Origin of the sequence: Paenibacillus sp. FSL k6-2145, assembly GCF_037976585.1 — a bacterium.
Classification (GTDB): Bacteria; Bacillota; Bacilli; order Paenibacillales; family Paenibacillaceae; genus Paenibacillus.
The window spans coordinates 1,900,725-1,921,055 of sequence record NZ_CP150267.1 but is presented as its reverse complement, the minus strand read 5'-3'; the positions used below and the strand labels follow the sequence as shown (position 1 = coordinate 1,921,055).

Here is a 20,331-nt window from a genome sequence, read left to right as displayed (position 1 = left end):
GGATGAAGCGCAAGGACTTGCAGAACGTGTCACAACCGAATTTTAAAATAAGTAAATTGATCCGCTACCTTCTGTTAGCCGTTATCGCGCTGGGTACAGCCTTTCCCTTCTATTGGATGGTCATTAGCGGGTTCAAAACCAATGATGAGATCTGGCAGTTCCCGCCGACCTTCTGGCCGGAGACGTTCCTGTGGAGCAACTATGTAGATGCCTGGAACGCGGCACCATTTGCCCGTTACATTCTAAACAGTACCGGGGTAGCATTAGCCATCTGTCTATTTCAGATCGTCAACTCCAGTATGATGGCGTACGCCCTAACACATATGAAATTTCGTCTCAAAGGTGTACTGACATCCCTGATTCTGGTGGGTTATATGATACCGAGTACAGCCGTATATCTGCCTAGTTACCTGGTGCTTAGCGAACTTAATCTGCTTGATTCCTACACAGGATTAATTGTATCCAACTGTGTCAGCGTGTTCTCGATCTTCCTGATCCGGCAGGCGTTCATGCAGGTATCGCATGAATTGGTGGAAGCCGGACAGCTGGACGGTGCATCCCACTTCCGGATTCTCTGGACGATTATCATGCCGCTTGTTCGCTCAAGCTTCGCCGTGATGGTGCTGATTACGTTTATTGAACAGTACAACAACTATTTCTGGCCTATGCTCATCACCAAAGACCCTGATTTACAGCTGGTATCGGCGGGTCTGCGCAGCTTCTTTGTAGAAGGGGGGGCATATGGACTGGCTTGGCCACAGATTATGGCTGCGAGTGCCTTCACCATCGCACCCTTACTTATTCTCTTCCTGTTCACCCAGAAGACGATCATGCAGAGCGTGAATATCACGGCTGGTGTGAACAAGAACTGATATTAACTACCATTCACCTAAAACGGGAGGAACAACAATGAATTGGAGTCAGGCAAGCATGACATGGAAAAAGAGATTGAGGTTGAACTGGAAGGGTGGCATGTCGCTGGTACTCGCGACCAGCTTTGCTCTACTGACCGCTTGTGGAACGCAAGCACCCGCAGAATCAAGCACTACGGCTGCTGCCAGTGGAACCGAAGCTCAGGCGAAAGATCCGGTGGAGATTGAGTTCTGGTATGGTCTGGGTGGTAATCTGGGCGATAACATGAAAAAGACGATTGATGCGTTCAACGCCTCCCAGAACGAAGTCGTTGTAAAAGGAATTGTACAAGCAGATTACACGGAAACGGAACAGAAGCTGCAAGCAGCAATTGCTTCCAAGAAGGTTCCAGCCGCTGTACTCAGCTCCAATATAGACTGGGCACGTAAAGGATATTATGCACCTATGGATGAGATGATTGCCGCTGATCCGAATTTTAAGAAAGACGATTTCATTCAGACATTCCTGAACCAGGGACAGGTGGATGGAAAGCAATACTTTTTGCCAATGTACGGTACAACTCAAATCATGTATTACCGTATGGATACGTTCAAGGAGAACGGAATTGACCCAGCAACTCTGACGACATGGGAGAATCTGGCTGAGGCGGCTGCGAAGATAAGCAAACAAGAAAATGGCAAGACCACCTTCTACGGTTGGGAACCGATGTGGGGTAGAGACAATATGATTGATGCCGTGCTGGGTAAGGGCGGACAGATTCTTAGCGACGATGGCAAAACCGTTATGATCGACTCCCCGGAATGGATCGAGACATGGGACTTGTTCCGTAAATGGATTAACGAAGACAAGATTATGGGCATTCATTATGGAGGTCAGGGCTGGGAGTACTGGTACAAAACGATTGATGATGTGATGAAAAATAAAGCAGCAGGTTACACCGGATCTAGTGGTGACCAAGGTGACTTGGACTTTAGCGTAGTCGCTGCAATGCAACAACCAGGCTGGGAAGGTATTGGTGAAGGAAAACCGGTAGCAAGTGCCATATCGGCAGGTATTCCGTCAGCAGCAAGTCCAGAGCAACAGCAGGCAGCATACAAATGGCTTACGTATTTCTCTGAAACTTCAAACACAGCTTCATGGTCCATGAACACCGGATATATCGCAGTACGTCAATCGGCTCAACAAGATCCAGAGTTCATGAAGTTCAGTGAGGAAAATCCACAGATCACGGTACCATTGCAACAAGCAGCTCACGCCTCGGCTCCATTCCAGGATCCAACGGGTGGCAAGATCAATGATGCATTGAAGGATGCAGCTGATCAGGTACAGATCAATAATATGCCAGCGGAACAAGCACTGAAGGAAGCAAAAGAGAAAGCGCAGAAGGAACTGGATCGTGTAACGAAATAACGATATCGACAAGAACTGTTTCCAAGAGACTCGGTCGTGAACCTGACTGAATTGTAAACATAACGTATCACTAATCACTATAAGTAACTCAAGCGGAAAGGGCGGTACATGCTGTACCGTCCTTTCCGTTCATAAAGATTGCAGACAAGGAGTTTGACCAATGCAAGATGAAACGTATGTGGATGGATTATCAAATCCGATTAAAGCCGTTCTGTTCGATAAGGACGGAACATTACTTGATTTTACGGGCATGTGGGGGTTCTGGACTGATTGTGTGTTGAACGACTTCAGAAAACAGTTAGCGACTAGAGGACTCCGTATCGACACAGATGAATTCCCACAGATCTGGGGTACATTCCACGATGATCAGGGCCGAATGAATGGGTATGACGTACGGGGCCCACTGGCCATGGGCACAATGGATGAAGTGTACGCCGTGCTGACGTGGCATGGATATCGTGCGGGTCTCAGCTGGGCGGAAGCCAAGATCATGGTTCGGGAGTGTTTGGCGCAAGCGGAGGAAGAGATGGAGCAGCATCGTCCGGCACGTCCGTTACCGGGCGTTCAAGAATTCCTTGAAAAGTGCCGTACCGAAGGCGTGGTTATGGGTGTAGTGACGGCAGATGATACACCAAGTGCAATTAAACATTTACAGTGGATGGGACTGGATTCCTTTTTTGACGTGGTGATTGGCACAGATCTGGTGGAACGGGGGAAACCTTTTCCCGATATGCTTCTGTTTGCCTGTGAACGGTTGGGAGTACCTGTACAGCATACTGTGGTTATTGGAGATACGGACGGAGACATGGAGATGGCACGAACCGCTGGTGCGGGGTACAGGATTGGGATTGGAGAACCGGGAAGAATCCGCTTGGCGGACAGAACAATTCAATCCTTCCATGAATTGCTGAATGGTGGGCTGAATCGATGACGAACAGTCACGCCTACTTGGGCTGGGTACTGTTGGCACTGGCCATCGGGCTGGAGCTGAGTGCTACCATTTTGCTAAAAGTATCGGATGGGTTCTCGCGGTTATGGCCTTCGGTGTTGATGTTTGTCTGTTATGGCGCAAGTTTTACCTTTCTTAATTTTGCAGTGAAGTATATGCCGCTGGCTGTGGCCTATGCGATCTGGTCTGGGGTGGGCATTACGCTCATTGGCGTTGTAGGGCATTACTTTTTTGGTGAACGTCTGCGGCTCACGTCGATGGTATGGATCGGTTTTATTTTGATTGGCATTATTGGACTGAAATGGAGTGATTCTTGATGAAAAATGAACATACACCGGAGCAACCTATTGCCAGCTTCCAGGTTATTACGGACACACATGTGCGAGAAGAGGCAGACCATATTCATAACCGGCATCTGGACCAAGCATTAGCCGACATAGCTACATTTAGTCAGGGGAGCAGCGGGATTATGCATGTGGGCGATGTGACGGATCGAGGTCTGCCGAGCGAATATCGTGAGTTGCAACGCATATGGAAGCAACATGCGGAGAGCTTGCCTGACATCAGATACACGGTAGGTAATCATGATATTGGAGCCGTGGTATGGCAAGATCCACCGATCGTTTTGCTTGAGATGAAAGAGGACGAAGTAGCTGAGTTATTGGAGCAGGAAGCAGAAATGGAGCTGGTAACAAAACAAACCGCTGCTGAATCAGCTGCACTGATTGAGCAACTATCCGTCGGGACATATACGTTGTCGGCTGCACCTCCGGAGCAGGAGGGTCAGGATGAGGGACCGATCTCTTCAGGAGTCGACCCCATTACAGTCGCCGGGTTATGGCAACGTCGATTGAGTGATTTTGAAGCAATAACCGGCATGAAGGGCTCTTACCACGATCACTGGATTGATGGTTATCATTATATTTTCCTGGGCACCGAGCAACCTCATCCGAAGGATTGTGATATGTCGGCTGAACAATTGGAGTGGCTGGATGCGAAATTGTCTGAGCATGCAACGCCAGATCATCCCATCTTCCTGTTCTTGCACCAGCCACTCATGGATACGGTAGCAGGATCGCTGAAGGAACAAGGCTGGTATGGTGTGAATCAGGATGCAGAACTTAAGGCCGTTCTGGCTAAATACCCGCAAGCGATCCTTTTCTCGGGACATACCCATTGGCAACTTGAAGCAAAGCATACGATGTACGATGGTGCGGGGCACATGCCAACCATGTTTAATGCGTCCTCTGTAGGTTATCTCTGGACAGATGAGGATGAGCATCTGGAGGGCAGTGAAGGACTTCATGTGGAGATATATAAGGATCGAGTGGTTGTGAAGGGACGGGACTTTGTCGCAGGCGAATGGATTGAAGGTGTTGAGTTTACAGTGTCATATCCTGTAGAAGGGTAGTTATTTGGATAGTCAACGGGAAAGGGTCATGCTAAGGGTCAATGCCATTAAGAAAAGTTAAACTTGATGACTTTGCTCAAAGGGTGGCCTTTTTGGTGTCCATCTTAAAGTTATGTTCAGATCATCCACCCCATAAAGTTCCACGTGAAACGTAGCAGGTGAGGCTAGAGCTGGGTAAAGTTGTAAATGGGTATGATTACAAACTATACTCAAATAAGTACACATGATATGCACATACTCGTTAATTTAACCTATTTACGGAGAGGAAGTAGAACCGGCATGAGAGAACTTCAGGTTCAAACGACATATGGTACCGTTCAAGGCGAACTTTTGCACGATGCAAGCGTATGGAAAGGCATTCCCTATGCGAAACCTCCGGTAGGTGAGCTGCGTTTCAAGGCTCCGGTACAGCCCGAGTCATGGGATGGAATCAGACAGGCCACTCAATTTGGACCTGAGAATATACAACCTCGAAATCATCAACCAGAAGGCCTGACAGAAATTCCGAGTGAGTCAGAAGATAGTCTATATCTGAACATCTGGGCACCTAAGGAAAAAGAAGCAACACCATTGCCGGTCATGGTATGGATTCACGGTGGCTCCTTTGTATCAGGTTCAGGTAGCCAGCCGATGTATGATGGTACACAGTTAGCGGTTCGGGGGGACGTCATCGTTGTGACGATCAACTACCGATTAGGACCTTTGGGTTTCCTGCATATGGCTCCATTAGGTGATTCATATGTATCCAATGCAGGTCTGCTGGATCAGGTTGCGGCATTACAGTGGGTGAAGGATAATATCTCTGCTTTTGGTGGTAACCCGGATCAAGTTACGGTGTTCGGCGAATCAGCGGGCAGTATGAGTATTGCAGCACTGATGGCGATGCCAGCGGCCAAAGGACTGTTCCAACGTGCCATTATGGAGAGCGGTGCATCCCAGTTCATGCCGGCAGAGCAAGCTTCAGCGTTGCGGGAAGGGATGTTAAAGATTCTTGGGGTGGAGCGGGACAACCTGCAGAGGTTAAATACAATTCCTGTAGAGCAGATTATTGCAGCGGGTGAAACGGTCAAACAGCAGAGCGGGGCAGGTATGGCATTATTGTTCCAACCTGTATTGGATGGGCATACATTACCACAGGTGCCACTTCAGGCGGTGAGCGAAGGTTCAGCGCAGGATATTCCGGTGCTGATTGGTACGACATTGCACGAGGGTGCACTGTTCATCCAGCCGCATGTGCCTTTTTCAAAAGAAATCGATATGGTTCAGGGCGTAGACTTTATGACACCAGATCTGGAGAACCGGGTAGCCATCGCGGATAGTTATCCAAAAACGGCAGATGGACAAGCCCAAGTCATGACCGATATGTTCTTCTGGCGGTCAGCGCTGCAATATGCTGCGGCACAGCAGAAGTATGCCCCAGTGTGGATGTATCGTTTTGATTGGGTGATGCCGGAACATCCCTTGTTAAAAAGAGCGATTCACAGCATCGAGATGTTCTTTGTGTTTAATACACTGCATGTCCTCAAATTCATGAATGCGGAGCCGGATGAAGCTGCGGCGGCACTTGCCCTCAAGGTACAGGATGCCTGGATTTCCTTTGCCAAGAATGGCCAACCTGAAGTTGCAGGTGTGAACTGGCCTGAATATGAGCAGGATCGTGCGACACTAATCTTCAACCATGAGATTGAGGTCTTACATGATCCGGATGCAGCCAAGCGAGAGCTGTTAGGGTTATAATCCAAGCCGATTATTTGAATGGATACTCTGAATAACTGCTATACGCTTAATCAAAAGAGGAGGTTCATTCTCAGAATGAACCTCCTCTTTTTGTAATCCGGCTGGAGAGTAAGCAGAACGTAAGTACCAATTAGGGGGATACATTATGCATTGCATTGCATTGTTATACTCCAAACATTATTTACGAGAGGCACGCGTGCGTGACACCTCATCGAAGTAGAAGGAACGTTTTCCACGGGAGAACAGCACAATTAAGACATGAATGAAGAGCACGGCATAGACCAACATATAGACACCGACTGTTCCCAGGGAAAGCAATATTTGATAAGGCTGGAGCATAGCATCCTGTTTACCTGAAAAAGCATAATCGTTGACCAGGCGAATGATCGTAACTAGCAGCCAGGGAACATAGAGTGCGGCAAATCTTTTGAATAACGATTCACTGGTGGGTGTGCCGGTCTGATGATCTACATAGCGGAATCGCAAGATAATTGAGCCTGGAGTTACCCCATTTCTTACCCAAGGGATGAAGAACAGCACAATGACCATAGCAATGGATGTACTTAGCGCATCACTGATCACATCAGATGCTGTGAAGATCGAAATCAGATTCGAGAGGAAGACAACAACAACTCCATCGATAATTAACGCGAGCAATTGAGGCATAACATACACTTGGTTTTGCTCCACGATCTGTTCGCTCTTCGCCTGAATGCTTGCACGTGATGGGAATAAAGCAAGCAGGATGGGCGCTGTGAAGAATCCAATGACCGCTCCTGAAGTATTCAATAACAGATCATCTACATCAAAGAGACGGTAAGGACAATTATAATACCCGTAGAATCCGGTGATCTGGGTGATCTCGAAGAATAAGGAGAGCCCGAATCCACCTAGCAGGGCGTACTTCCAGAAGACTCTTTTTTGAAAAAAATAACGGATATATACACCCAGCGGCATAAGAAGCAGGACGTTAAATAGAACTTGCAAGAAGGCTCTGCCCTGAATCATTCCGATATAACTAGATGGCTGAGACCATACAATGGGTGTTTCTTTCATAATGTCTTTGACAAAAGTGAATGGAACCAGATTGTAGTAGATCGTGTCAGCGGCTTGCTGCGCACAGGTATCTCGCGTAGTCGGAAACGGAAGAATAACGAGGCAATAGGCAGCTAGAATATAAAAGATAAAAGAAAAGCTCACGCCAAACCGTGACCAACTGAAGAAGCCGTCTTTGCGATAACCATAGATCAACCACGGCACCAGCAAAAACATGGCCGCAACAACAAAGATCAAAAAAGCCGTTTGCACAGGGAAAACATATGAGGACATGAGTAGGAACTCCTTTGGTATTAAATATAATAACATTCATAGAAACAGAAAAATTCATGTATGTGTAGTGCGTATCTATTAGTTACATCATAAGTAGTTACCCTTAAAGTGAGGGATGCAAGAACCTTAAATTTGGTTTAAATCCATCCTTGCAGTGAGCAATCGTATGGAATATACCGCCGAAATCCCGTATACTTGCGGGAATGCCAATCGTAGAATGGAGAGTTTAATACATATGTCTAATTTGCCTAACTGCCCCAAATGTAATTCGGAGTACACGTACGAGGATGGTAACCTGCTGGTTTGCCCGGAGTGTGCGCATGAATGGTCTTTGGAAGCAGACAATGATAACGCAGAGGATGCAAAAGTAATCCGTGATGCCAACGGAAATGTGCTAAGTGATGGCGATACCGTTACCGTCATTAAAGATCTGAAGGTAAAAGGTAGCTCGCTTGTAGTTAAACAGGGCACGAAGGTGAAGAATATTCGCCTAATTGATGGGGATCATGATATTGATTGCAAGATCGACAGCTTGGGTGCAATGAAGTTGAAATCTGAGTTTGTGAAAAAGATATAAGATCGAAAAACGTTCAGTTCCGCATTCAATGGAAATTGAACGTTTTTTTGTTGACAGGAAATATTTAGTAGATATATACTGGTTGGAATTTAATTTTGAACATGGTTAGGTGGTCTACATATAAGAAAAGGCAGGTGTCAGAGCGATGAAGAGAGATCATATTATTAAATATTATTCCGGGTTTGATGAGTGGGGCAGACTGGAGCGGGAACCAATTGAATTCATCATTAACATGCATTACATCAGGGAACATCTCCCCCCTACTGGTTGTATTCTGGATAATGGCGCAGGACCAGGAAAGTATGCCATGGAGCTTGCAAAGCTGGGGTACCAAGTCACTTTATCGGATCTGACACCTTCCTCCGTGGATACTGCGAGGCAAAAGGCTCAGGAGTTTGGTTTGACACAGCAATTCGATGGGTTCCATGTTCTCGATGCCACTTCGCTCTCCGGTATGGCTGACGAGACGTACGATGCGTCCCTCATGCTGGGGCCGTTATATCATCTACAGACAGACGAAGAGCGGATGGCTGCTGTACGGGAGTTGTACCGTGTGACCAAGCGAGAAGGCGTGGTGTTTGTAGCGATGCAAAGCCGAATGCGCATGAGTATCAATTCGCTGCAATCTCCGCAGCACTGGAAACCGAATGATAACATGGCAGCAATCCATTCTTTTGTGGAAAAGGGTATATTCGATCATCAGGATCAAGGACGATTTACGGGAGCATACTATTTTAATATTCAGGACGTTGCACCCTTCATGGAGCAACATGGATTTGAAACCGTTGATTTGATTGGTTCATCCAGCCTTAGAGCGATGCTCACGGACGAGCAGCAGCAATACTGGAAAGAGCGTGGCGAGTACGATGAACTCATGCAATATATGATCGAAGCCGCCAAAGACCCTTCCATATTGGGAATCTCGTCGCATCTGCTGTACATCGGGAGGAAGAAATAATAGACTTACAGGCAATGCTCTAAAAATCTATGTATTTTAGAATGTCAGCCCGTGGAATACTGTTTCCACATGATATAATATCTCTATCTAATGGTCTGGAGGTGTCACTATGCAATGGAAGGAAGTTCAGGAGCGATTCCCTAATGAGTGGGTCGTTTTTGAGGCAACCAAGGCGCATTCTAGAGAAGGCCAGCGTTATATTGAAGAGATGGCAGTGATTGATTCATTTGATGATTCTACAAAGGCACTAAAACGTTATGGTGAATTGCATCAGGAAGATCCCAGACGGGAATACTGCTTTTTTCACACTTCACGTCCAGAAGTTGTGGCAAGAGAACGATATGTTGGCATGAGAGGTCCTCGATGAAAATTTCAGAGTTTTATGGTCTACCCTTCATAAGCATAAAACTTGAATTTAGAGGAGAAGTACTACAATTAGAAAAAGTCCTTTTGGATACCGGATCAGCTAGTACATTGTTGAATGCAGATGCAGTTCGGGAAGTAGGAATGGTTCCTGAAGAGGATGATCTCGTTGATATTATAAGAGGTGTAGGCGGTATAGAGTATGTTTACACCAAGTCACTCGATTCTATAACTGTAGATGGAACAACGATTAATGATTTTCAAGTTGAAATAGGAAATATGGATTATGGTTTGGAGATTGACGGAATTCTGGGATTTAATTTTATGAAACAGACCGGTGTTGTAATTAATGCCAACCTGATGGAATTAAGTATAGATAAGCTGTAATCTATAGAAAATAAACATAAATGTGCCCTCTGGAAACAGAGGGTACTTGTGTTTTTTATCAAAATAGTTCAATATTAAGATACATAACAAAAGGTGATCTACTTACAATAGGTTAGATGAACAACGGATCGCTTCATACCAGGGAGGAACAGACAATGGAAATCGGAATTAGTACATTTGTGGAGACGAACCCGGATGTAAAAACAGGAGAACTTATCAGTCATGCGCAGCGCATTCGCGATGTTGTTGAAGAGATTGTTTTGGCAGATCAGGTGGGTCTGGATGTATATGGCGTGGGAGAACATCATCGTGCCGACTACGCCGCTTCATCACCAGCTGTCATTCTGGCGGCCGCAGCTTCACAGACCAAGAATATTCGCTTGACGAGTGCGGTAACCGTGCTGTCATCGCATGACCCGGTACGGGTATATCAAGATTTTGCGACATTAGATGGCATTTCGAACGGACGTGCAGAGATTATGGCAGGGCGGGGATCATTTATCGAATCGTTCCCACTGTTCGGCTATGATCTGAACGACTACGATGAGTTATTCGACGAGAAACTGGATTTGCTGCTCAAGCTGCGTGATTCGGAAAAAGTAACCTGGGAAGGCAAACACCGCCCTTCCTTTAACAATCTGGGCATCTACCCGCGCCCGGTACAGGAAAAACTTCCGGTATGGATTGGCAGTGGCGGTAATCAGGAATCCGTAGTTCGTGCAGGATTGCTCGGTTTGCCATTGGTGCTTGCCATTATCGGTGGCCGCCCGGTACAATTTGCACCACTGGTGGAGCTGTATAAAAAAGCAGCTGCACATGCAGGACATGATGCTTCCAAGCTGACCGTTGCTTCTCACTCTCACGGCTTCATTGCCGATACAACAGACGAAGCCGTGGAGAAATTCTTCCCGCCAGCGCAAGCGGTCATGAACATACTGGGCCGTGAACGTGGATGGGGACACTACAGCCGTGCGACATTTGATGCGGCGCGCAGCCTGGAAGGTGCATTGTATGTAGGTGATGTGGAGACCGTAGCTCAGAAAATTATTTACCTGCGTAAAGAAGTCGGGATCACACGCTTCATGTTGCACACCCCCCTCGGCACAATGCCGCACAACGAGGTTATGAGAGCAATCGAGCTGCTTGGTAAAGAAGTCGCTCCAATTGTGCGCAAAGAAATTGCACGTTGGGAAGCTGAGAACCAAGAGGCACGTTAATCGACTGAAACCGTTACGGAACTAGATAGAGTCAACCAAATAAAGGAGCATGCCCTAGGCGTATTACGCCAATGGGCCTGCTCCTTTTTCGTTTATCTTCTAAAAGTATCTAAAACAGCACAGATTTAATGCTTATCCATTCGCAGATGTACTCACAAGGGAGTGTATAACCATGGATAACGTATGATCATAGAGGGTTTTGGCAGCTTCTTCGCTCTCAATATGGCCTCCCAAATACAGATGAATAACACCGTGTAAGGGAGCCCAGATCATCCGAACTGCAAGCATGGGATCTTGTACCTGAAGCATTCCCTGTTCAATGGCTAACTCCACTAAGGCAGACACTTGCTTCAGTGCAGTCGCTGTTCCCTGTAAGGTTTCTCCATCTGGTTTGAATTCGGAAAAAGATCCTCCAAACATCAGCTGATAGAAGCTGGATTGAGAAATGCCGAAGTCCCAGTAGACGTAGGCCAGATCACGGAAATACTGTTCGAACGATGCCTGCCGGGGTATAGTTTCAAATCGCTGGGCCATGAGGGAGCATCCCTCTAAATACAGATGTTTGGCTAACCCTTCTTTTTTGCCAAAAAGGTTATATATGATTTTGGTGGAGCACTCCATGCGTTCAGCTACACGGCGTACCGTGACGGCTTCTGGTCCATGCTCTTGCAGTAAAGCAGCAGCAGCATGCACAATATTTTGCCGCAGATTATCCGAGTGCTGGAGTCTGGCTTCCTGAAAGGTTGTTACCGTATGTGCAGATTCTGTGGAACCCGAATTAAGATCCTTCATTGATTTCATCCTCGTAACCGTATTGTTGTTGAACAGAAACTACGTTTCCTTTTCTTAAGATTATAGAATTTATACGTTTTCAGCGGAGCTGAAGGATTCGATGATGGCAAGAAAAACTTCAGCTTAAATGCGGTCTGTCTTCTATGAAAGTACGTCGATATATTTTTTTCTTATGGTCATTCTACTGTTTTACGCCGGATGACGTCAATTTAATCCGAATTTAATAAGTAAGCACCACGTTCTAGATTCAAATTTAACAAATGTATTTGACAGCGTCATGGATTTTGGTTACGATGATTCTATACAGAAACAGTGTTTCCTAGTAAAAACAAGTGTTCAAATTATGCATAGAGGATGGATGAGAGATGATAAAAGAACAGCATCAATGGGTACTTATTACAGGTGCTTCTTCAGGTATTGGGGAAGTTTTTGCACTCGAAATGGCTTCCAAGGGTAAAAATATTGTGCTGGTGGCCAGAACAGAATCCAAACTGAATCAATTGGCAGAACGTATAGAACGTACATATCAAGTAAGGGCTGAGGTGATCGTATCGGATTTGTCTCAAGTCGATGCACCTCAGAGGGTATATGAGGAATGTCAGAATCGGGGAATACACATCGATATGCTGATCAACAATGCGGGATTTGCTACCCATGGATGTTTTGAACAGGTGGATGGTTCCCGCCAGCAGGAGGAGATTATGTTGAATGTGCTCGCCTTGACAAACATGACGCATCTTTTCTTGCCAGGCATGTTACAGAAGCGAAATGGTGCTGTCATTAATGTGTCTTCGACGGCTGCCTTCCAACCTGATCCGTATATGGCTGTGTATGGAGCAACGAAGGCATTTGTACTTTCTTTTACCGAGGCATTATATGAAGAAAACAGGAAGCGTGGCGTTCAGTTTTTGGCACTATGCCCAGGCTCAACCGAGACTTCGTTCTTTGATGTAGTGGGCGCTGATGAAGCCTCGGTGGGTAAACGTGATACCCCTGAGCATGTCGTGGCGGTGGCCATGAGAGCACTCGAGTCAGGCAAACCTTATGCTGTGCCGGGGGCCGGTAATTACTGGACAGCGCAGTTCACCCGCCTCGTGCCACGCAAGTTGATGTTGCGAATTGTAGGAAGTATGCTCCGTCCACGTTCCAAGGATGGTAAAGCAGAAAAAGTACAAGCCTGATTAGTGGTATAGGGATAAAGCTTTAGGCCAAAATGCCTTTGGCCCGAGCTTCCTTTATCCAACCTGGAAATTCAGTGAGGAGACGATCGTACAATTCTTCATCGCTGATCTTGGAGATGTCGTCGAGAGCAAAAAAGTCAGCATTATCGATGAAACGTCCAGTCATATCATCAAGATTCTCCAGAATACCGTAATTGGCTTGTCCCAGGCCAACGAATTGCCAGAACAGATTTTTGGTTGAACTTTCGGTAATAAGCCGCATGATTTTCCCTTTTTGACTGACTCCACCATCGCTAAAAAAGATAATATACGTTGGAATGTTCACATCGGGTTCCTCGATCGTATATTTGCGAATGACATCCTGCATCACAGGAGGTTCGTTATTGGTACCACCTTTGCTTCCCAGCGTATATGTGCGTTCAATATAATTCTCGAAATCCCTGGCGGTGACGCTAGGTGCACGCAAGAAGTCTTTGGCGAAGAACCAGACGTCCAACTCCCCGTTATCGTCAAATGCTGATGCAATCGCCAGGATACGTTCGAAGGCTTCTTGCACGATGCCTTTGCGATACAGATGGTACATGGAGCCTGATGCGTCAAATACAACGGCAACACGTGCCTGTATAGGTTCAATCTTTTTCTTTTGCAGAGACAGGGTTACTTTACGTTTGAGGAGATCGATCTTGGTCAGGTTTAGCGGTGCATGATTCGTGTTCGGTGCAGCAACAGGTGCCAGGGCTTCTGGAGAGGCGGCTGCAACTTCAGCTCGTGCCGTGAGAAGAACCTGTTCAGCTTCCGAGGTGTCGTTACTCTCGATCTCAACACCAAATGATTCTGCCAGCGGCTGCAATCCACCAAAGAAACCTCGTCCAATCGCACGAACTTTGAATCCGTCACGATACTTGTAGATTTCAATGAAAATAAGAGCTGTTTCCGCAGTGACCTGCGTGATCTCATAGATAATCTGCTGGGAACCAGCCCGTACAATCGCCTGACATGTCTGAACATTGGCGAAAGTACCTCCCGCATCCAGAGTAGCCGTAAACACACATTTTTCCACAGGGGCCTGCCGTAATTGATTTGTATCCAGTACAAACGAGGATTTCAGTTTCTCTGCCTGTTGCAAAAGAACACTTTGATGGGGATCAGCCTTCTGATTATAAAATACAAAATAGTCGTCAGATGGGACCTTTCCCTCTTCGTTCACCATAAAGCAGCTAACATCCAAGGGAGAAGGAGATGATGTACATTGAATGGTTACCTGAAGTTGGGCGAATTCGTTGATACTGATATTCTGGCCTGTGTTTAAGTGAATGAACGAATCTGTCATAATCGGATGTGCCTCTCTTCTCCAATATAATGGTTGAAAATGAACAGTAACAAGATCGATTCTGAGACAAATGTTTCCATAAGTCAATCTTTTCACCGTTGATCCTACGCCTCATCAGACTCGTACTTTTCCCGATGCTCCTTCTTCATCTTCACATAGTCTGGATCCGTCTTCGCAATCTCCCATTGCGCTTTGAATATGGCCGCCGCTTCTGCCTTCACCTTATCATTCTGATAGGGCAGGATCGAGCCATCCTCCTTCGAGTATTTGCGTCCTCCTTTGTGATTCGTATAACGTCTGGCCCGTGTATAGCCCATCTGGAGAAATTTACGAGCCATATCCATACCCACGAAATCTCCCTTTTTCTTATACTCCAAAAATAGCTCATAGATCTTCTCCGATGACTCTGTCGCAATCTCGGGTGTTTTGAATCGCCAGTGTGGCAGAATCTCGCCTTTGTACGGCTCTACCATCAGAACACCCTGCTCACCTCGGCCTACGGTGTACAGCTCAGGATGTTTGCGCAGATCCAACTCATCATAATTGAGACTGTAATCAAATTTTTTCATGTATACACCCTCCTTGATAGGGATTACCCCGATTCTGAACCAACAAGCACGGTTAATGGGGAACAATAGAAGGAATTACACAGGAGGGATAGCGGTATGGGAATGTCCGGCAGATATCTTGTGGTAACGAAGGAGTTAGTTGAATCCATCAAGTCAGGTGAGATTAGTGTGCATGATTGTGCAGTGGATCTGGATATTGATAAAACGTGGCAGATGCTTCAATTCACGCTGAACGGTAACTTGTTAGAAGGGGAGCCGCCCCTGGGCTATGTGGTGCCTCTCGCAGGTGAGCAATACGTGGGAAACTATTCGGACATGGATCTATTTTTGCTTAGTAACGAGCAGGTGCTGGAAGCCTACATGGCATTGGAGCAGCTCACACCGGAGGAATTGAAGCAACGGTATAGTCTGGACCAGATGATCGCTGAAGGCGTTTACCCTGTTATGGAAGATTGGGATGCGGAAGAGACATTTCAGGAGATCGTTCAGACTGTGGATGATATCCAGGCCTTGTTTCAGGCCACGGCTGCAAGTGGGAACGGGATCATCTTTTATGTTTTCTAAGTGAGCATTGAAATTATGATGGGAATTCTATGGCCGACGTTGAGACAGGTTTGAACTGCTCCTATTCGGGTTATTGATAGACACAAGGCTCAGGTCTTGATGACATGACAATCCGGTAGAAGAGAGGGAATGCGATATGACACAGGATCAGAACGAAGAGAACAAAGCAATTCAAGAGGACGAGCCGGATCAATTCGAGACTCCCGCAACTGCGGAAGATGAAGAAACGGATGAGAAACTCGCTGAAGATCAGGAGCAAGAATAACTCCCAGCATTGCATAATGAAGCAGGATGTTTTATCGAAACATACGATATGCTGAAATATAGATAGACCAGAGGTCGGACATGTTCCGGCCTTTTGGTTTATTTTTTTGCGTATCCGTTTACAAGAATTACCTATACCTTCATAATGGAAATGAACCATATTTTTCTAAGGAGGAGTTCATATTACGAATCGGAAGTTAGTCCAATGGATGGCAGTGCCACTAGTACTTTTAATGGTTGTTCTTACAGGATGTCAGGCTGTGGGTGGAGTAGACGTTGGCAAAGCAATGGCCAATGGCGCGAGTATCAAGTCCGGTGAATCCAGACAATCCATGAATATAAACATAGAACCGGCTAAGGAATTTGCTACAGAAAAAGACCTTGAAATGATCGAACTTATTAACTCCATATCCCTGGATATTGATCAAGCCAAAATGAAAGATGCGAAGACAGCATCGATCAAAGGTACACTGAGCATGGAGGGAACGAAGTTACCTTTCCACCTGTCCATGAATGAGTCCCAATTGGTCATTGATCTGGACGGAGCCCAGAAACCGCTGTACATATCTCTGGATACGCTCCAAGATGCACAGGCTCTTCCAATGGTAGATACGAAGGCTCTGGAGAAACAACTCGAGGAAATTTCCCCGAAACTGTTCTCTTTTGTCCTGAAGCATCTGTCCAATCCGAAGAACATCTCCGTAACACCGGTACAGGAATCCGTGAATGGCGAAGCGCTTAGCCTCTCCAAGCTGCATCTGGAAGTTAGTGGTGAAGAGATGCTTGCTATGGTTAAACCGTTCCTGACGAGTATTTCGAAGGATGAGCAAGGACTGAAAGAGCTGATTGGCGATCTGTACGATGTGTTCTACCCTGTACTGGAAGCTGTGAATGAGGTTGAAGGCGGGGGAGATGAAACGCTGAATTCGATCGTTCCTGAATCGAAAGATGAAGCCGTTGCGTCACTGTATGCCATCATCAAAGTAGGACTGGACAGCATGCTGGTCAATTATGATCAGGAGCTGAACAACCTGTTGAATGAGACCCCTGAATTCAAAACGGTATTTGGCACAGAAACCAAACTGAAATTGGATTTTTATCTCGACAGCAAGCTGGATATTCGCAAGCAAAACTTTGAACTGAAAGTAGCGCTGCCGGCTTCCGAAGATCTGCCGGTGAACTCCGTAACCGTAAGTGGAGACAGTGAACAGTGGAATATCGGTGGCACAGTTGCAGTTGATGAAGTGGATGTATCAGGCGGCGTTATGGATCTGATGAAGGATGATATTACGCCTGGACAGATGCTGCGCAATTTTGATTCCAATTCATTGGCATACCAATTGCTGAAAGATGAAGCTGGGATCACGAGTAAAAGTGTAGTGCTCTTCCCGGATGATGAATACGCTGGGGCGATCACGGTTAAGAATACAACATTTGTTCCGCTTCGCTACGTGTCTGAAGAATTGGATGCTGAAGTGAAATGGACCAAAGGCTCGAACCAGATCGTTGTCATTGACGACATCACTGGTGATGAGATTGTCCTAACCGTAGGTTCCAAGAAGGCAACCGTTGCTGGTAAAGAAGTAACTATGGTGGAATCCGCCTATGTAGGCAAGGACGGCAAGACGTATGTGCCGCTGCGCTTTGTGGCTGAATCCCTTGGAGCTACTGTAGATAAGGAACAAGAAACAGGCTGGATTTACATTGACCGTCCTTAAGTGAGACGTTGAAGTAGTCCTTAGCATGAGAGGGGATTTCAGAGTATGCCAGATTTCTCGTAATGATCGTGAAAAGAACACCGCAAAAATTCCGTTAGACCATGAACGGGATACGTGTGTCCTTTTGACCCATTACGAGGAGCTTCGGCGTTTCTGAAATGATGAAACGGATCGGGGAGTGCCTCTATTGGAGGTGCTCCTCTTTGTTGTGTCATCCTAAATAAATCCCCAGAGGTGTTGTATATGAAAAGTCAATTGTTCATCCATTCCAACTCCGTTACGTTGCGTCCATTTACGCTTGAAGATCAGGCTGCCGTGTATGCATTAACCCAACAACCTGAAATCACAGATGTCCTGCCAGATTGGAAGATGACCGAGGAGCAGTTGCGCGAATTTTTACAATTTGTCGTTGGCAGTTACGAACAGTTCAACCCGGAAGATGTACGCATCCTGCTTGCCGTTGTACACAATAAAGATCAGCGTATCATTGGTTGGTGTGGTGTGTTTCCGAATGACATGCTGGTTCGGGCTGACCGTGAAGTGGCTTACGCCATCTCACGGGATTACCGGAATAAAGGATACATCACAGAGGCTGTGCAGGCGCTAACAGCATATGTATTTGAGCATACCTTGCTGGATCGAATCGTGGGCATTGTGAAGCCGCACAACCAGCCGTCACGCAAAGTTCTGGAGCATACAGGTTTTCGTTATATCTCTCGCAGAATGCTTATAGGCCAGGAGTGCTACGATTATTTTGAACTGCTCAAAGTAAAGTCCGAACCAGCGCAATTGAAGCAGATGCATTGTACAGTTCGCTTACGACGAGCACAGCAGGAAGATGCTGTTGTACTTACAGAGATTTGCACTCGTGCTTTTGATCATGTCATAAAAGTCTGGGCGGATAATGAGAAGGATATCGATAGCAATCTATGCCCGCCTGATTATTCGTCAGTTCGAATGCATCGTTACGTGATCCGTGAATGGGATTATTATGTTGTAGAGTCAGATGGATGTGTTATTGGCGGAGTGAGTGTTAACGTGCTTGGACGAAAACATGCCAGGATTGATAAGATCTATATTGATCCCGTATGCCAGGGACGTGGCGTGGGAACTCAAGTCATGAGGCTTATTGAGACTGAATTTCCGCAGATTGAAATCTGGAAGCTGGAGACCTCAGGTCGGCAGCAGGATAATCATCATTTTTACGAAAAAATGGGATATGTTTGTATCTATGCATCTGAGGATGAGTTTGGATATGAGAAGAACATGTCAATTGATCCTTTTGATCCAACATGTGACGTGGCATTATCCATGGACTCGGGTGAGTCAGTGGTTGAATATGTTCAAGCTAATCTGGACTCAGTCCGTTACAGCACCAGTAATCTGACCAATAGTCGGATTACCGACTGCAACCTGAGTGGAAGCAAATTTACCAATCTAAATATGACCAATATATTGCTAGCTGATTTACGCCTAACCGATAGCAAGGTTGAATTCTGTGCTTTGGATGGCGTTCAATTCCAGGATACACATCTTGGATCTGACCGTGTACCCATGCATTGGGCGCATTGTGATCTTGGGGGAAGTCGCTTTATCGATTGCGATCTATCTGGAGTGCAGTTGGAACAGTGTCAAGTGAACGGGATGAAGATCAATGGAATAGAAGTAGAGGAATTACTTGCAGCCTATGAGGCTATGAAGTCCTGAGGACGAATGGCAGGGCGAATACGGAAGCATACTAATCCGGTTGAGATGCTGGTTGTAACAGATCCCCGTTAGATTAGAGCAAATGAAGAAATGGGTATTTACGTATGGAGGATGTCAAAAACGCAAAGGGAGGTCTATGAATTATGACTGAACGATTTGCGGGTAAAGTGGTCCTGATTACAGGTGGTGGCTCCGGTCTTGGACGATCAGCTGCTGTGGAAGTTGCACGTGAAGGGGCTAAGCTTACCCTAGTGGATGTGAACATGAAGGCGCTGGAAGAGACCAAGCGTGTGATCTCGGAAGAGGTACAGCATGCGAATTTCTGCTAATTGAAGGTGACGTATCGGACGAAGAAGCTGTGAAGAAGTATGTTAGCGATACGGTCAATGAGTTTGGACGTATCGATGCATTTTTCAACAATGCAGGCATTGAAGGCAAGCAAAACCTGATCGAGAACTACGAGACGGAGATGTTCAATAAAGTTATCGATATCAATCTGAAGGGTGTATTTTACGGGTTGAAGCACGTCTTGCCTGTGATGAAGAAACAGGGCGAAGGCTACATCGTCAACACGTCCTCTGTCGGTGGCATTCGCGCCGTGCCAAACCAGATTGCCTATGGAGCGAGTAAACATGCCGTAGCCGGCATGACCAAAGATGCGGCGATTGAATACGCCGAGCACGGGATCAGCATTAATGCAATTGCACCTGGAGCCATTCTGACAGATATGGTCATCGGTTCGTTCAAACAGATCAATCCAGATGACTGGGAGTCAGCATCCAAAGAGTTCGTGAAGGACAACCCAGCGAAGCGCTTGGGTGAACCGAAGGAAGTAGGGCGCCTCGTTGCCTTCCTGCTGTCTGGCGAAGCACCGTTTATCAATGGAGCTATTATTCCAATTGATGGTGCGCAGTCAGCCAAATATTGATCCCATAATCATCAACAGCACATCAATGCGACATAGATATATACTGAAGAACGCCCGTTTCCGCCAA

Annotated in this window: 22 protein-coding genes; 18 read left to right on the top strand and 4 right to left on the bottom strand. The window is 46.3% G+C overall.

Annotation, left to right across the window (positions count from 1 at the left end):
• The first annotated feature begins 2 nt into the window (after window positions 1–2).
• The 6 genes from NZ043_RS08445 (at window position 3) to NZ043_RS08420 (ending at window position 6,380) form a co-directional block, all read left to right on the top strand.
• A complete protein-coding gene (locus NZ043_RS08445) occupies window positions 3–872 on the top strand; it encodes a carbohydrate ABC transporter permease (protein WP_133386440.1) in 870 nt (289 codons plus the stop codon).
• Window positions 873–909: 37 nt separating this feature from the next.
• Window positions 910–2,283 (top strand): ABC transporter substrate-binding protein, encoded by a 1,374-nt coding sequence (locus NZ043_RS08440; protein ID WP_133386317.1) that lies wholly within the window; start codon window positions 910–912, stop codon window positions 2,281–2,283.
• Between the two features lie 160 nt (window positions 2,284–2,443).
• On the top strand, window positions 2,444–3,214 hold the full coding sequence (locus tag NZ043_RS08435) for an HAD family hydrolase (protein WP_133386316.1): 771 nt from the start codon (window positions 2,444–2,446) through the stop codon (window positions 3,212–3,214).
• Window positions 3,211–3,549 (top strand): multidrug efflux SMR transporter, encoded by a 339-nt coding sequence (locus tag NZ043_RS08430; protein ID WP_083684565.1) that lies wholly within the window; start codon window positions 3,211–3,213, stop codon window positions 3,547–3,549. Before NZ043_RS08435 ends, NZ043_RS08430 begins: the two co-directional genes overlap by 4 nt.
• A complete protein-coding gene (locus NZ043_RS08425) occupies window positions 3,549–4,643 on the top strand; it encodes a metallophosphoesterase (protein WP_091035553.1) in 1,095 nt (364 codons plus the stop codon). The genes NZ043_RS08430 and NZ043_RS08425 overlap by 1 nt, the downstream gene beginning before the upstream one ends.
• A 279-nt stretch (window positions 4,644–4,922) precedes the next feature.
• Entirely contained in the window at window positions 4,923–6,380 is a 1,458-nt protein-coding gene (locus NZ043_RS08420; RefSeq protein ID WP_091035556.1) for a carboxylesterase/lipase family protein, read from the top strand.
• Window positions 6,381–6,557: 177 nt separating this feature from the next.
• On the opposite strand, the gene NZ043_RS08415 is transcribed toward NZ043_RS08420, so the two are convergent.
• Window positions 6,558–7,709 carry a VanZ family protein gene (locus NZ043_RS08415; RefSeq protein ID WP_133386315.1) on the bottom strand — a complete coding sequence of 384 codons (1,152 nt, stop codon included), beginning with the start codon at window positions 7,707–7,709 and terminating at the stop codon, window positions 6,558–6,560.
• 235 nt (window positions 7,710–7,944) lie between these two features.
• On the opposite strand from NZ043_RS08415, the gene NZ043_RS08410 reads away from it, so the two are divergent.
• From NZ043_RS08410 to NZ043_RS08390, 5 genes are all read left to right on the top strand, one after another.
• Window positions 7,945–8,286: a zinc ribbon domain-containing protein YjdM gene (locus NZ043_RS08410; RefSeq protein ID WP_017691576.1), complete on the top strand. Its 342-nt coding sequence runs from the start codon at window positions 7,945–7,947 to the stop codon at window positions 8,284–8,286.
• Window positions 8,287–8,431: 145 nt separating this feature from the next.
• Window positions 8,432–9,244, top strand: coding sequence for a class I SAM-dependent methyltransferase (locus NZ043_RS08405; protein ID WP_133386314.1), 813 nt, complete (start codon window positions 8,432–8,434; stop codon window positions 9,242–9,244).
• A 109-nt stretch (window positions 9,245–9,353) separates the two neighbouring features.
• Window positions 9,354–9,611 (top strand): hypothetical protein, encoded by a 258-nt coding sequence (locus tag NZ043_RS08400; RefSeq protein ID WP_047840923.1) that lies wholly within the window; start codon window positions 9,354–9,356, stop codon window positions 9,609–9,611.
• Window positions 9,608–9,994: a retropepsin-like aspartic protease gene (locus NZ043_RS08395; protein WP_091035568.1), complete on the top strand. Its 387-nt coding sequence runs from the start codon at window positions 9,608–9,610 to the stop codon at window positions 9,992–9,994. The genes NZ043_RS08400 and NZ043_RS08395 overlap by 4 nt, the downstream gene beginning before the upstream one ends.
• A 155-nt stretch (window positions 9,995–10,149) precedes the next feature.
• Window positions 10,150–11,211 (top strand): LLM class flavin-dependent oxidoreductase, encoded by a 1,062-nt coding sequence (locus NZ043_RS08390; RefSeq protein WP_091035571.1) that lies wholly within the window; start codon window positions 10,150–10,152, stop codon window positions 11,209–11,211.
• Window positions 11,212–11,343: 132 nt separating this feature from the next.
• Here NZ043_RS08390 and NZ043_RS08385 read toward each other — a convergent pair whose 3' ends face one another.
• Complete coding sequence (locus tag NZ043_RS08385; RefSeq protein WP_133386313.1) at window positions 11,344–12,003, bottom strand: TetR/AcrR family transcriptional regulator; 660 nt, start codon at window positions 12,001–12,003, stop codon at window positions 11,344–11,346.
• Between the two features lie 365 nt (window positions 12,004–12,368).
• Between NZ043_RS08385 and NZ043_RS08380 the strand changes: the two genes are divergently transcribed.
• Window positions 12,369–13,184, top strand: coding sequence for an SDR family oxidoreductase (locus NZ043_RS08380; RefSeq protein ID WP_133386312.1), 816 nt, complete (start codon window positions 12,369–12,371; stop codon window positions 13,182–13,184).
• A gap of 22 nt (window positions 13,185–13,206) precedes the next feature.
• On the opposite strand, the gene NZ043_RS08375 is transcribed toward NZ043_RS08380, so the two are convergent.
• Both NZ043_RS08375 and NZ043_RS08370 read right to left on the bottom strand, forming a co-directional pair.
• Complete coding sequence (locus tag NZ043_RS08375; protein ID WP_133386311.1) at window positions 13,207–14,514, bottom strand: VWA domain-containing protein; 1,308 nt, start codon at window positions 14,512–14,514, stop codon at window positions 13,207–13,209.
• Window positions 14,515–14,618: 104 nt separating this feature from the next.
• Complete coding sequence (locus tag NZ043_RS08370) at window positions 14,619–15,083, bottom strand: DUF4385 domain-containing protein (RefSeq protein ID WP_047840920.1); 465 nt, start codon at window positions 15,081–15,083, stop codon at window positions 14,619–14,621.
• A gap of 96 nt (window positions 15,084–15,179) precedes the next feature.
• Here NZ043_RS08370 and NZ043_RS08365 point away from each other — a divergent pair, with 96 nt between their 5' ends.
• From NZ043_RS08365 to NZ043_RS08340, 6 genes are all read left to right on the top strand, one after another.
• The gene (locus NZ043_RS08365) at window positions 15,180–15,647 is read left to right on the top strand and encodes a YfbM family protein (protein WP_289390681.1); all 468 of its coding nucleotides are present in this window, start codon (window positions 15,180–15,182) and stop codon (window positions 15,645–15,647) included.
• Between the two features lie 136 nt (window positions 15,648–15,783).
• The gene (locus tag NZ043_RS08360; protein ID WP_017691584.1) at window positions 15,784–15,912 is read left to right on the top strand and encodes a hypothetical protein; all 129 of its coding nucleotides are present in this window, start codon (window positions 15,784–15,786) and stop codon (window positions 15,910–15,912) included.
• A 259-nt stretch (window positions 15,913–16,171) separates the two neighbouring features.
• Window positions 16,172–17,629, top strand: a complete 1,458-nt coding sequence (locus tag NZ043_RS08355; RefSeq protein WP_339311422.1) for a copper amine oxidase N-terminal domain-containing protein — start codon at window positions 16,172–16,174, stop codon at window positions 17,627–17,629.
• 243 nt (window positions 17,630–17,872) lie between these two features.
• Window positions 17,873–19,336: a GNAT family N-acetyltransferase gene (locus tag NZ043_RS08350; protein WP_339311420.1), complete on the top strand. Its 1,464-nt coding sequence runs from the start codon at window positions 17,873–17,875 to the stop codon at window positions 19,334–19,336.
• Between the two features lie 143 nt (window positions 19,337–19,479).
• Window positions 19,480–19,665, top strand: coding sequence for an SDR family NAD(P)-dependent oxidoreductase (locus NZ043_RS08345; protein WP_339311418.1), 186 nt, complete (start codon window positions 19,480–19,482; stop codon window positions 19,663–19,665).
• Complete coding sequence (locus NZ043_RS08340) at window positions 19,659–20,264, top strand: SDR family oxidoreductase (protein WP_339312698.1); 606 nt, start codon at window positions 19,659–19,661, stop codon at window positions 20,262–20,264. Before NZ043_RS08345 ends, NZ043_RS08340 begins: the two co-directional genes overlap by 7 nt.
• Window positions 20,265–20,331 lie beyond the last annotated feature (67 nt).

Excerpts from the sequence above, each read along its gene's own strand:
- NZ043_RS08410 (WP_017691576.1), top strand. The coding sequence starts at position 7,945 with ATGTCTAATTTGCCTAACTGCCCCAAATGTAATTCGGAGTACACGTAC.
- NZ043_RS08425 (WP_091035553.1), top strand. The coding sequence starts at position 3,549 with ATGAAAAATGAACATACACCGGAGCAACCTATTGCCAGCTTCCAGGTT.
- NZ043_RS08405 (WP_133386314.1), top strand. The coding sequence starts at position 8,432 with ATGAAGAGAGATCATATTATTAAATATTATTCCGGGTTTGATGAGTGG.
- NZ043_RS08360 (WP_017691584.1), top strand. The coding sequence starts at position 15,784 with ATGACACAGGATCAGAACGAAGAGAACAAAGCAATTCAAGAGGACGAG.
- NZ043_RS08350 (WP_339311420.1), top strand. The coding sequence starts at position 17,873 with ATGAAAAGTCAATTGTTCATCCATTCCAACTCCGTTACGTTGCGTCCA.
- NZ043_RS08380 (WP_133386312.1), top strand. The coding sequence starts at position 12,369 with ATGATAAAAGAACAGCATCAATGGGTACTTATTACAGGTGCTTCTTCA.
- NZ043_RS08365 (WP_289390681.1), top strand. The coding sequence starts at position 15,180 with ATGGGAATGTCCGGCAGATATCTTGTGGTAACGAAGGAGTTAGTTGAA.
- NZ043_RS08445 (WP_133386440.1), top strand. The coding sequence starts at position 3 with ATGAAGCGCAAGGACTTGCAGAACGTGTCACAACCGAATTTTAAAATA.
- NZ043_RS08400 (WP_047840923.1), top strand. The coding sequence starts at position 9,354 with ATGCAATGGAAGGAAGTTCAGGAGCGATTCCCTAATGAGTGGGTCGTT.
- NZ043_RS08415 (WP_133386315.1), bottom strand. The coding sequence starts at position 7,709 with ATGTCCTCATATGTTTTCCCTGTGCAAACGGCTTTTTTGATCTTTGTT.
- NZ043_RS08390 (WP_091035571.1), top strand. The coding sequence starts at position 10,150 with ATGGAAATCGGAATTAGTACATTTGTGGAGACGAACCCGGATGTAAAA.
- NZ043_RS08375 (WP_133386311.1), bottom strand. The coding sequence starts at position 14,514 with ATGACAGATTCGTTCATTCACTTAAACACAGGCCAGAATATCAGTATC.
- NZ043_RS08420 (WP_091035556.1), top strand. The coding sequence starts at position 4,923 with ATGAGAGAACTTCAGGTTCAAACGACATATGGTACCGTTCAAGGCGAA.
- NZ043_RS08395 (WP_091035568.1), top strand. The coding sequence starts at position 9,608 with ATGAAAATTTCAGAGTTTTATGGTCTACCCTTCATAAGCATAAAACTT.
- NZ043_RS08440 (WP_133386317.1), top strand. The coding sequence starts at position 910 with ATGAATTGGAGTCAGGCAAGCATGACATGGAAAAAGAGATTGAGGTTG.
- NZ043_RS08435 (WP_133386316.1), top strand. The coding sequence starts at position 2,444 with ATGCAAGATGAAACGTATGTGGATGGATTATCAAATCCGATTAAAGCC.
- NZ043_RS08430 (WP_083684565.1), top strand. The coding sequence starts at position 3,211 with ATGACGAACAGTCACGCCTACTTGGGCTGGGTACTGTTGGCACTGGCC.
- NZ043_RS08385 (WP_133386313.1), bottom strand. The coding sequence starts at position 12,003 with ATGAAGGATCTTAATTCGGGTTCCACAGAATCTGCACATACGGTAACA.
- NZ043_RS08345 (WP_339311418.1), top strand. The coding sequence starts at position 19,480 with ATGACTGAACGATTTGCGGGTAAAGTGGTCCTGATTACAGGTGGTGGC.
- NZ043_RS08370 (WP_047840920.1), bottom strand. The coding sequence starts at position 15,083 with ATGAAAAAATTTGATTACAGTCTCAATTATGATGAGTTGGATCTGCGC.